Raw genomic sequence first — 12473 nt, forward strand, 5'->3', positions numbered from 1 at the left:
ATTTTCCGTAATTTACATTTCCTGATTTTGAGTTCGGGAAGAATTTATAAATAAATGAAAATCAACAGAAATGGTTAAATGCATAATTTTCGATTGTGACGGAGTATTGGTCGATACTGAGAAAATCGGTAACGGAATATTGTTGTCAATGGCGCAAGAACATGGATTCGAGATGGAACTGGAAGATGCTTATCGTTATTTTAATGGCCGAAATCTAAAAGATTGCTTCAGACATATTGAAGAAGCAATCAATCAGAAACTTCCAGAAAATTTTGAAACAGAATATCGCGAAAAGAGTTTTGAAGCTTTTAAAACTCAGGTAAAACCAATGGAAGGAATTGTTGATTTTATCGAAAATATCGAAAAATTAAAAATTCCATATTGCGTTGCCTCTAGCGGACCAGTAGATAAAATTCGTTTGAATCTTGAAGTGGCTGGGTTACTCGATAGATTCGAAGATAGAATATTCAGTTCGTATCAAATTGGGAGCTGGAAACCCGAACCAGGAATATTTCTTCACGCCGCTAAAGTAATGGGTTTTGAGGTAAAAGAATGCATTGTTTTAGAAGACAGTAAAGCTGGTGTAAGAGCAGGAGTAAGCGGAGGATTTAAAGTTTATGGTTTTGCCAATGGTTTCAATAATGAAGATTTAGAAGAAGAAGGAGCAGAGCTTTTTAGCTCATATGAAGAATTAAGTGAAAAGCTTGGACTTTAAGTTTTGTTTGTTTTGTTTCAAGTTTCAGGTTTCAAGTTAAACCCGACAGGTTTTTAAAACCTGTCGGGTTTATTTGTGCGACGGCAGATTCTTAAGAACTTTGTCAAAGTTCAAAACTTTGACAAAGTTTAATTATCTAATTGGTAAATTTTCTAATTATCAAATTCTCTCATTAAAATGTAATTTGTTGCATTAAAATAAATTTTTATATATTTGAGTTTCGACATTCTCTTTTTTGATTTGGTAATATTGAATAATTGTTATTACTATATTTAAAAAGAAATGTTTTTTGTCCTAAAAAATGATTTTTCCCAAAGGATCTTTTTTAGGAAGTGATTTCCCAAAGTCACTGCATTAACCTACAGACCGCACAAAAATGACGAAACTTAAAATCAAGATTTTATTTCTATTACTGTTATTTATTTCTCCAATTATCAATTCCCAAATCAAAAAGATTGGAGTTCCCTTTATAGCCAATTATAGCCCCAAGACCTATAAAGCTGCATCAGAAAATTGGGATGTTTTGCAAGATTCCAAAGGCATGATGTTTTTTGCCAATCATTTTGGTATTATGCAATTCGACGGTGTGCGTTGGGCTATTGTGACACAGCCAGAAAACCGAAGCATGGTGCGGTCGATGACAATTGATAAAAGCGATAAAATGTATGTGGGTGCGCAAGGTGATTTCGGGTTTGTGATTCAGCTTCCAAATGGGCAATATCAATATACTTCTTTAGTAAAATTGCTTCCTAAATCGGCTCGAAATTTTGGGGATGTACTTCATACGGTCATTCGAAATAATGAAGTTATTTTTTTCTCTTACGAAAGGATTTTTATTTACAAAAACAATACAATCAAGGTAATTAATGCCAAAACCTCTTTTGATGATTTCTTCGAAGTGGGAAAAGAAATCTATGTTACAAACAATGAAAAAGGATTATTAAAGCTGAAAGGAAATGAATTAATTCCAGTTGTAAATAGCCAGCAGTTTGTTGGATTGCAGGTTCGAAAGATTTTTCAAACCAAAAATGGACTTTTAGTATTAACTCAAAAAAATGGACTTTTTATCTTCGATGGAGAACAGGTTAAACCATTTATAACGGAAGTTGATCCTTTATTAAAACAAAATCAGATTTCGGCAGGAATTGAACTTTCGGACGGTTATTTAGGAATTGGAACCCGTCAATCGGGGTTGATAGTTATTGATAGTGAAGGATATTTGATTCAGCATATTGACAAACAAATGGGACTTCAAAACGAATATGTTACCAATTTTAAAATCGATGCGGAAGGCAATCTTTGGGTCACGCTCAAAGGCGGAATTTCATTAATTCAGATTTCATCTCCTTTATCCAAAATTATTGACGGTACAAATTCTGAAACTAAAATTTACTGCAGTCAGATTTACCAGAATAAATTGTATATCGGTACAGATAATGGCGTATTTTGGCTCGATTGGGAAGCTTATAAAAGTGGAAAAAGAGAAAATGTAACGTTTCAGTATGTTTCTGGAATGTCTGAAAATGTTTGGAATATTGGTGTTTTTGGCAATTCGTTGTTAGCATTTGAAAAAAATGGCATATTTGAAATCAGTGGAAATTCCGCGAAAGCGTTAGCCAAAATTGATGGCGCTTGGCAAGGAATCCTAATCCCGAATCGTCCTGATTTGCTTCTTGTTGGCGGTTATACCGGATTGTATCTTTTAAAAAAAGTAAACGGTTCGTGGATTTTTCAGCACCGAATAAAAGGTTTTGAAGAAAGCAGCAGAATTATGGAAACCGATAAACAAGGAAACATTTGGATTGCACACGGCTACAAAGGAATTTACAAATTGAAATTCAATGCAGTATATAATTCAGTTGCTGATATTCAGTTTTATAATGATAAAAATGGATTTCCGTCGAGTTTGTTTTTGAATACCTTTAAAATCGATAATCAGATTTTGTTTGGAACCACAAAAGGCGTTTACAGACAAGATGTATCTTCAAAAAAAATGATTCCAGATCCTGTTTTCAAGAAATATTTGGGATTAGAAAATCATATCCGATTATTAAAACCAGATCAGCAGGATAATATATGGTACATTTCTGGTGAAAATACAGGAAAAATGAGCAAACAGAAAAACGGAAGTTTCAAGACAGAAGAACTTCCCTATCGAAAACTTCGATACCTATATGTTCCTGGATTTGAAAATATTCAAACGACAAAAAGTGGTGATGTGTTTTTTGGAACGCAAGAAGGCTTGATTCATTACAGTGCCATTAAAAACAAAAAATATCAAACGAAATATAAAGCGGTTATTTCAGAAGTAAAATGCATTTTTCCAAAAGATAGTTTGCTGTTTTCTAGCCGTTATGATGTTCTTCCAAATAAAACGGGATCGGTAAAAGATAAACTTTCAACAGTATTAGCGTATTCTAACAATGCACTTCATTTTTCTTTTGCATCGCTTTGTTTTGAAGACGCCGATGCTACAAAATATGAATATTGGCTGGAAGGCTTTGAGCCAACGTGGTCAGATTATAGTCTTCAGACCGAAAAGGAATATACCAATTTGCCTGAAAACGAATATGTTTTTCATGTAAGGGCAAAAAACGTGTATGATGTGGTCAGCGAAGAAGCTGTTTTTCGATTTGAAGTTTTACCGCCTTGGTACAGAACTTTTTGGGCATACTTATTTTATTTTACGCTTTATAGTATTGTAATTTATTTAATTGTGAGATATCAGAAATCTGTTGCTGAGCGTCAACGCCGTCAATTAATAGAGAATCAGGAAAGAGAATTGCTTCGAAGCCGTGCAGAACTTAACGAACAGAAACTGACATTCGAACAACAGAATATGGCTATTGTGCGAGAGAATCTCGAAACGACAATAAATCTTAAAAATGCTAAAGTAGCTTCAAATACAGTCAATTTGATTCATTTAAATGAAATTCTACTTTCTATTAAAGAATTGATCGGACAGATTGATAAGAAGAATGATCCGAATGTAAATTTCAGCCTGCTGACGAAAATCAATAAATTGATTGACCACGAATTGCAGGGAGACAAACATTGGAATGAATTTGAAGAAATCTTTAATCAATTGCATGATAATTTTATGCAGCGATTAAAATCGAGTTATCCAGAATTGACTCCGCGCGATATGCGATTGTGTGCGTATTTGCGAATGAACTTCAATACAAAAGAAATTGCTCCGCTTTTAGGAATTTCTGTTCGTGGTGTTGAAGATACCCGTTATCGCATTCGTAAAAAATTGCAGCTTCCATCAGATACAAACATCACCGAATTTATTCTCAATTTTTAATTTTTCTCATTTAAGTGAAATTTTAAGTGATTTTATGCATTTCATCGATGATTTGTTACATTTCTTCGATAGTACCGTAGTCAAACCGTACTCAAAAATGTAAGTCTTGCCTGATTTTTTAGTTAATATTGCTTTGTTATTGTCGGAAAATACAAACTATTTTTTTTAAATGGTTTTTATTGAAGAAATAACATTTACTAACTAAAACCTATTTAAAATGAAGCAAAAAGACTTTTTTTTCGGCCGACCACCGAAAAGTAATTCCTATTTATTAAAACAATTTTGTGTGGCAGTTTTATTTCTACTGCTGCCATTTCTTAAAACTCAAGCCCAATGTAATACATTGGTCTGGTCTGATGAATTTAATGGCACTACGGTAGATTTGACCAAATGGCAAAGCATTTCAGGAAATGGCTGTCCGTCGCTCTGCGGATTTGGAAATGCCGAAGCACAACGCTATGATCCGAATCAGGCGACAATTGTAAAAGAAGGTGCAAACAGTTATTTGAACATTCAGGCAAAGTATGAGCCGAGCGCTTCATTCCCAGATCAGCCGTATGCTTCTTCAAAATTAACTACAGAAGGAAAATATTCTCTAAAATATGGAAGGGTTGAAGCCCGTATGAAGTTATCTAACGGACAAGGCGCGTGGCCCGCTTTTTGGATGCTTCCTGTAAACGGAAACTGGCCGTTTACCGGTGAAATTGATATTATGGAAGCCAAACACAGAAATCCGCAATCTGTAGACGGAACGATTCATTATGATGGAAACGGATATCATTTTACGGGAAGAAGCTATAGTTCTCCGACAGATTTATCTTCAGATTTTCACGTTTATGCGGTAGAATGGGGACCAAATTTTATCAAATGGTTTGTTGATGATGTTTTATTTCATACAGCAACTCCAAATACGACCGTTAATGGCGGATGGCCTTTTAACGATAGTCAGTTTTATATCATTTTAAACCTTGCTGTTGGTAGCGCAGGAACGCCTTATACCAGTGTAAATGGAGCGGGAGTAGCGCCAGTTCCAGGTGATTTCCCAGCAAAATTACAAGTCGATTATGTTCGTGTTTACGATGGGAGTTTTAAATATGCGGTAGCAGGAGATAACAAAGTATACCAAAATGAAACTAGTAAAACCTATTCTGTAAATGCAATTGCGGGGGCGACCTATAACTGGACAGTTCCAGCAGGAGCAACAATTACATCAGGACAGGGAACAAATTCGATTACTGTAAATTGGGGAACTACTGGAGGAGATGTTTCTGTGGCTGCAACGGTTTCTGGCTGTAATGTCAATACTTACAAACTAGCCGTTACAACCGAGCCAGCATTGCCAATAGAAAAAATACATGAAGATTTCCAGAGTAATCGAAATGTATTGTATCCTGTAAAAACGGGAGTTTTGACAGAAGCTGTCGCGAATCCTTCGGCCACAGGAATTAACACTTCTGCTTTGGTTGGAAAATACGTTCGAAATTCAAGTGAATTGTACGATGTTTTGAATATTAGAAACGTAATCATTACCAATGCGAACGATTATGTGTACGGAAGAAAAAGACTTTCGTTTGATATTTATACTTCGGCTCCTGTCGGAACAAAAATTTCGATGCAATTGGAAAATAGCAATGTAACAACTGCAACCAATTATCCGTCAGGAAGACATAGTGGTTTTAAAGCGACGACAACAGTTCAGAACAAATGGGAAACGATTGAATTTGAATTTGAAAAAGTAATCGATCCAAATACGAGCGCATTAGCGATTAATAATGTGGTAATTCTTTTTGAATCGAATTCAAATTCTGGAGCGACATATTATTTTGATAATCTACTGACTAAAGCAGCGCCAGAAAAACCAATTATTGCAACAGATGTTTTGCAAAATTATGATGGAGCAAATAAAATTATAAAAGGAACGACAACGGGAACGTATTCTGTTGTGGCAAATCCTGGGGCTAATTCGGTTAACGCTTCCGCGAATGTGGCGAAGTACGTTCGAAATGCATCTGAGCAATATGATGTGCTTTTCTTTAATACACAAACTTCAATTGAAGATGCGGGATTATTCAAAAGTCAGACCAATAAAATTATGATTGATGTTTATACAACGGCGCCAATTGGTACAGTTGTAAGCATGAATTTTGAAAATAGTGCGACTTCGCTTCCAGCCAATTATCCGACAGGAAGAAATAGTAGTTACGTAGCCATTACAACCAAACAAAACCAATGGGAAACATTAACTTTCTACTATAATTCCAGTCCGGATGCTGGAACTTCGAATCTGGCAGTGAATCAAATGGTTTTATTGTTTAATTCGGGTTCGTACACAAGCGATACATATTATTTTGATAATATTAGAATTGGATCGACTAAGCTTCCAGATACTTTTACGCCTGGTGTTGTGTATGAAGATTATCAAACGATTCATAATATTACATTTAGAGATGCTATTGGAACGTATACAGCAAACACAGCAAATCCAAATGCAAGTGGAATCAATACTTCTTCTAATGTTGGAAAATACGTTCGTAAATCAACGGAGTTGTATGATAATTTCTCGTTCAACACGACTTTAAACAACATAGGTGATTTTAAAGCGGGAACAAAAAAGTTTGCAATGGATGTTTACACTTCTGCGCCAGTTGGATCAATTATTTCATGGCAAGCAGAAAGTAGTGCTTCAGTTCCATCCAATTATCCTGTTGGAAGACACAGTATTTATCAGGGAGTGGTAAAACAGAGCAACGCTTGGCATACGATTACTTTTACGTATGTAAGCACGCCAGACGCTTCAACTCCAGACAATGATGTCAACCGTTTTGTTTTCTTGTTTGAACCGGGAACTAATTCTGGAAATACCTATTATTTTGATAATCTGAGAGCTTTAAATTTAGCCTCTACAGAAACTCCAAATGTGAATTTAGCTTTGGCTAAAACAGCAACGGCTTCGACATTAGAAAATGCGACTTTTACTGCAAACCAAGCAACAGATGGAGATGGAGGTACAAGATGGGCGAGTTCTTTTGCCAATGCAACCGAATGGATTTATGTGGATTTAGGAAGCAATTATACACTTAACAGAGTAGTTTTAAAATGGGAAGCTGCTTATGCAACTCAATATAAAATACAGCTTTCAACTGACAATGTTTTTACAGAAAATGAAACCATCAGTACACAAACGGCAAGCGATGGCGGAACGGATGATTTAGCGGTAAGCGGAACAGGAAGATATCTTCGCATTTTATGTACAGCAAAAGCTTTGGCTCCTTACGGATATTCATTGTATGAAATTGAAGCTTACGGATCTTCTTCAACGGCTAGAATGGCTTTGAATGTTGCCGAAGAACCTCAGGAAGAAGAAACTGTTTTTGCAGTTTATCCAAATCCGACAACAAACTATGTTCAAGTTTCATCTCCTGAAAACTTAGACAATAAAGTGATCACGATCTATGATAACTCTGGAACTTTGATTTTACAGAATAAACCTCAAGGGAATGAAAGTGTAATTGACGTGAGTAAACTTCGCAGAGGAATCTATATTTTAAACTTCAAATCAGATCAAAAGAGTTGGAGTAAGAAGTTAATTAAGAAATAATTTTTAAATCCGTTGGGTGCAATTCAAGGAGGGCAGACCAGTTGCACCTGGCGGAATTATTTAGTCATTTTCAAATGACTTTAGTTTTAGAATCTAATTATTATGTAACCCCAAAATTATTTAGATATGAATAAAATTAGACTTCAAAGATTTTCTTTTTTGATGACGCTTTTTTTAGTGTTTTCAAGCCTAATGCATGCTCAAGGGCCTGTACCGTTTACGATTAGTAATAATTCGACATTTGCAGACAGCGACCTATATGTTGCCATTGTAGGAATCGATTATACTACAGGAAATCACGTTTGGGTCAATGCCAAGACAAGTCAGGTTTTGCCCATGAATGCTTCTTATAATACAGTTACAGGACCCACTTATGGAGGAAACACAGGACCGGGACAAAACTCAAAATATGCCGCATGTTTTACAAAACTGAGCGAAATTCCAAACAAAACTTTCACTTTGCCATTAATTGCAGGATGTAGAGTTTTTATTTCTAAAGGCTCACAATTGTACTTTTACTTTTTTGGAGCAAGCGGAGCGCCTTCGGGATATGCATCGCCAAATCCGCAGAACGCAACAGATCCAAATCAGGGAATTTTGTATGAAATGATCGAATTGACTAATAATCAATATGGTTTCTTCGGAAATCCAACAAGAGTCGATTCATACAAATATCCAATGGGATTGGAATTGTTTGGAGCTAACGGATATCAAAAGAAAGTGGGAGATTTAAAAAAGCATGCTGATATTGTTGCGGCTTTTAAAGCGAATGTTCCAGCAGAATTTCAAGGCTGTGTCAATGATGCAACTGGAGAAATTACCGCTCCTTCTAAAACAGCTGCTTATGCTGAAGGATCAGGACCATACGCCAATTATTTAAAATCATATATCGATGCGATTTGGAATAAATACAAAAATGAAGACTTGATCTTTTACGCAGGAGATGCGGGAGTTTTTAAAGGAAGAGTTATTGGAGAACAATTAGAAATGGTGGGACAATCTGGTGCTTTTGTCGGAAGAACTGGACGTGTTCAAAATAGGCCAACAACGCAAGAAGCACTTGAAGGAAAAGGTGTTTTGGACAGAAGATTGGTTGATGGAGATTTAGATCTTGTAATTCAGGCTCAGTTAACAGCAGCGATCAACCGACATGTGGTAAATACTACAACAGCAAATCCGGGACAGCAAAATTGGTACGATGCATCGAAATATTATCAAGTAAATCCAACCAATCATTATTCTAAGTTCTGGCATTTACCAGGAATTAATATTGATAATTTGGCTTACGGATTTGCGTATGATGATGTTGCCGATCAGTCGCCATCGCTTCATTCGCCACAGCCAACAAAAGTCATTGCTACATTTGGAGGTTATTTTGGACTTAATACGCCTTCAGTTCCAGCTACAACAGATGTAATCACAGTTTATAAAGATTGTAACTACACAGGGTTCTCAGCAGGATTGACAATTGGAGATTATAATTTGGCTCGTTTAAATTCTTTAGGAGTTTTAAATGATGATATTTCATCACTTAAAATTACTCCCGGTTATCAGGCGATTTTATATCAAGATGATAATTTCGGCGGAGCTTCAACTGTAATCAATTCTGATAATTCTTGTTTGAATACCACTTGGAATGATAAAGTAAGTTCAATCAGAATTATTGCAAACGGAACGACAACTTTAGGAAACCAGACTTTCTTTCTTCAAAACAGAAACAGCGGATTATATATGGATGTTTGGAATTCGAGTACGTCAAACGGAGCAGGAATCAATCAAGGCGCTTTGAATTCTGGAAACAATCAGAAATTTACTTTCACGCATTTAGGTGATGGATTGTATAAAATCATTGCGAACCACAGCGGAATGTCAATGGACATTAATAACTTCAATAAAGCAAATGGCGCAAGAGTAGAACAGTATCCATACAATGCTACCACAAATCAGCAGTTTATTTTGGTTGCAACAGGCGATGGCTATTATAAAATTGTGGCCCGTCATAGCGGAAGAATTGTTGAGGTGGCAGGAGCAAGTACAGCATCGGGAGCGATCGTTCAGCAATGGGATAACAACAATCAAACTTGCGGACAATGGAAATTGGTTCCAGCTACAAGTTCTCAAACTTCGGTATTGATTCAAGCAGAAGATTATTCAGCAATGAGCGGTATTCAAGTTGAAGCGACTACCGATACAGGTGGAGGTTCAAACGTTGGTTATACAGAAACAGGAGACTGGCTGGCGTATAACAATATTAATTTCCCAACAACTGGTTCTTATTTAATTGAATATCGAGTAGCAAGCGGTGTTACGGGCGGAAGATTATCTTCTGATTTGAATGCTGGAGCTGTCGTTTTAGGAAATGTTGATATTCCGAATACGGGAGGTTGGCAAAATTGGCATACCGTTTCGCAGACTGTAAATGTAAATGCAGGAACATATAATTTCGGAATCTACATTCAGAATACAGGAATGAATATCAACTGGATTAAAATTACAAAAGTAGTAGGAGGAACAGCAAGAATGGCTTCAGTTGAAACTGGTGAAGAACCAGCTGAAACTGTTTTAAATGTTTATCCAAGTCCAGTTGAAAATACGTTGTATGTAACAACAGATCTTTCTGGAGGAACTGCAAAAATTGTAGATTCTCAAACAGGATCTACTGTAGCATCTCAAAAAATCAACAACAATAGTTTTGATGTTTCGCATCTTAGAAAAGGAATCTATTTTATAGTTTTTGAAAGAGATGGAAAACAAACGATCAAACGATTCATAAAGAAATAGTTTTAGATTAAAGTGATTTTAGATTGCAGATTTTAGATTTTAGATTAATTTGAAATCACTTGTACACTATCCTAGTTGGGATTTGGCTTTGCCAAATCCCAATCTAAAATCTAAAATCTAAAATCTAAAATCTAAAATCTAAAATCTAAAGTCTGAAATCTAAAATAAAAAAATATACAACTCAAATAACCGTCCCATGTTTACGAGTTTATTAATCTATTAAAACAATTATTATGAAAAACAATTACAAAAGAATGCTGCAGAAATGCATGATTATTTTAGTGTTGGGTGTCTTTAATTTAGTTTCGGCCCAAAAGAAAGTAATAGCTTACGTTCCCAACTGGATCGACTTGAATGCTTTTTCGAGTACGATTCAGTACAGTAAATTAACGCATATTAATATTGCTTTTGAAAATCCTGATGCCAACGGATATTTGAGTTTTAATTCAGGAAGTAATGCCATTATTAATGCGGCGCATGCCCAAAACGTAAAAGTTTTTGTATCGCTTGGAGGTGGTTCTGTTTCTGAAGGCGGACCAATTCGTGATAATTATTTCAATTTAATTACGCCAGCCAACAGAACGGCTTTCATTCAGAAAATTTACGATTATGTTGTAGCCCATAATTTTGACGGTGTAGACGTAGATCTAGAAGGTCCAGCAATTAATGGAGATTACGGCGGATTTGTAATTGCCCTTGCCAATAAACTGCATGCCAATGGCAAATTGATTTCAGCAGCGCTTTCAGAAGGATATGGTGGTGCCAATGTACCTTCATCTACTTTTGCAGCTTACGACTGGATCAATATCATGGCTTATGATGCAACTGGGCCTTGGGCGCCAAATAATCCGGGACAGCATTCGCCTTACAGCATGGCGGTAAATCAGTTTAATTATTGGACAGGAAGAGGATTGCCAGCAAGTAAAGCTATCATTGGACTTCCGTTTTATGGCTACGGTTTTGGAGCTTCTGCCAATCAGGGAATTTCTTATGCTAATATTGTAGCGCAATATCCAGGAGCGGAGAATCTGGATCAGGTTGGAAATACGATTTATTATAACGGAATTCCAACTATCAAACAAAAAACGACTTTTGCGATTCAAAACGCAGGCGGAGTTATGATTTGGGAATTATCTCAAGATGCAACAGGATCTAAATCCTTACTGACAGCCGTTAATCAGGTAATTACAGGAAGTAATCCTCCAGCAACTGGAACTACAATTCAGGCTGAAAATTATAATACGATGAGTGGTGTTCAAACCGAAGCAACAACCGATACAGGCGGCGGATTAAATGTTGGATATTGTGACACTGGCGACTGGATGGCTTATTACAATATTAATTTTCCAACTTCTGGTTCTTATCAAATAGAATATCGAGTGGCAAGTGCAGTTACAGGCGGAAGATTATCATCTGATTTAAATGCAGGAACTATTCAGCTTGGTGCTGTAAATGTTCCAAATACAGGAGGATGGCAAAACTGGCAGACGATTACTCAAACGGTAAATGTAAATGCTGGAACGTATAATTTCGGGATATATGTTCAGAACACAGGTTTTAATATAAATTGGTTTAGAATTACAAAATCGGGTTCAACTGCAAAATCTGCTCCTGCAAGCACAGAACAATCAATTGCGAGTTTAGAAATTTATCCGAATCCGACTGAAAGTCAGCTTTTCTTCAGCACAGAGGTTTCTGGCGGAAATGTAAATGTAATCAATACAGAAGGCGGTGCGACTGTTTTTTCTCAAACCGTAAATAATAACAGCATTGATGTTTCGACTTTAAAAACAGGAATTTATCTGATTTCGGTAGAGAAAAACGGAATAAAAACGGTAAGACGTTTTATTAAAAAATAATCATAACCCATTTGCCATAATGGTTTTAGATACATTAAATTTTAGGTTTTAATGTGATGAAAAGGGCTGTCTATTTGGACGGCCTTTTTTATGATGAAAGCTTTATGTTTAACCGCAAAGAACGCTAAGGTTTGCGCAAAGAGCGCAAAGTTTTTTAAGACTAAATTTTATAAAATAAAAAAGTTCGCAAAGCTTTAGGTTTAGCTTTGCGAA

General features: G+C 36.0%; 5 protein-coding genes. All 5 read left to right on the plus strand.

Annotated elements, in window-relative coordinates:
• Positions 1-70 precede the first annotated feature (70 nt).
• The 5 genes from SOM12_RS13310 to SOM12_RS13330 all read left to right on the plus strand — a co-directional run bounded on the left by SOM12_RS13310 (position 71) and on the right by SOM12_RS13330 (position 12260).
• Positions 71-715, plus strand: a complete 645-nt coding sequence (locus SOM12_RS13310; protein ID WP_320493764.1) for an HAD family hydrolase — start codon at positions 71-73, stop codon at positions 713-715.
• A gap of 376 nt (positions 716-1091) precedes the next feature.
• A complete protein-coding gene (locus tag SOM12_RS13315) occupies positions 1092-4022 on the plus strand; it encodes a triple tyrosine motif-containing protein (protein WP_320493765.1) in 2931 nt (976 codons plus the stop codon).
• A gap of 286 nt (positions 4023-4308) precedes the next feature.
• Complete coding sequence (locus tag SOM12_RS13320) at positions 4309-7620, plus strand: family 16 glycosylhydrolase (protein ID WP_320493766.1); 3312 nt, start codon at positions 4309-4311, stop codon at positions 7618-7620.
• A gap of 126 nt (positions 7621-7746) precedes the next feature.
• Complete coding sequence (locus SOM12_RS13325; RefSeq protein ID WP_320493767.1) at positions 7747-10401, plus strand: beta-1,3-glucanase family protein; 2655 nt, start codon at positions 7747-7749, stop codon at positions 10399-10401.
• Positions 10402-10634: 233 nt separating this feature from the next.
• Positions 10635-12260 carry a glycosyl hydrolase family 18 protein gene (locus SOM12_RS13330; RefSeq protein ID WP_320493768.1) on the plus strand — a complete coding sequence of 542 codons (1626 nt, stop codon included), beginning with the start codon at positions 10635-10637 and terminating at the stop codon, positions 12258-12260.
• The last annotated feature ends 213 nt before the right edge of the window (positions 12261-12473 follow it).

Source organism: Flavobacterium sp. CFBP9031 (genome assembly GCF_034044945.1).
GTDB lineage: Bacteria > Bacteroidota > Bacteroidia > Flavobacteriales > Flavobacteriaceae > Flavobacterium.

What these genes read in the sequence shown, in the direction of transcription:
- SOM12_RS13315 (WP_320493765.1), top strand. Translation starts at nt 1,092, where the DNA reads ATGACGAAACTTAAAATCAAGATTTTATTTCTATTACTGTTATTTATT.
- SOM12_RS13310 (WP_320493764.1), top strand. Translation starts at nt 71, where the DNA reads ATGGTTAAATGCATAATTTTCGATTGTGACGGAGTATTGGTCGATACT.
- SOM12_RS13330 (WP_320493768.1), top strand. Translation starts at nt 10,635, where the DNA reads ATGAAAAACAATTACAAAAGAATGCTGCAGAAATGCATGATTATTTTA.
- SOM12_RS13325 (WP_320493767.1), top strand. Translation starts at nt 7,747, where the DNA reads ATGAATAAAATTAGACTTCAAAGATTTTCTTTTTTGATGACGCTTTTT.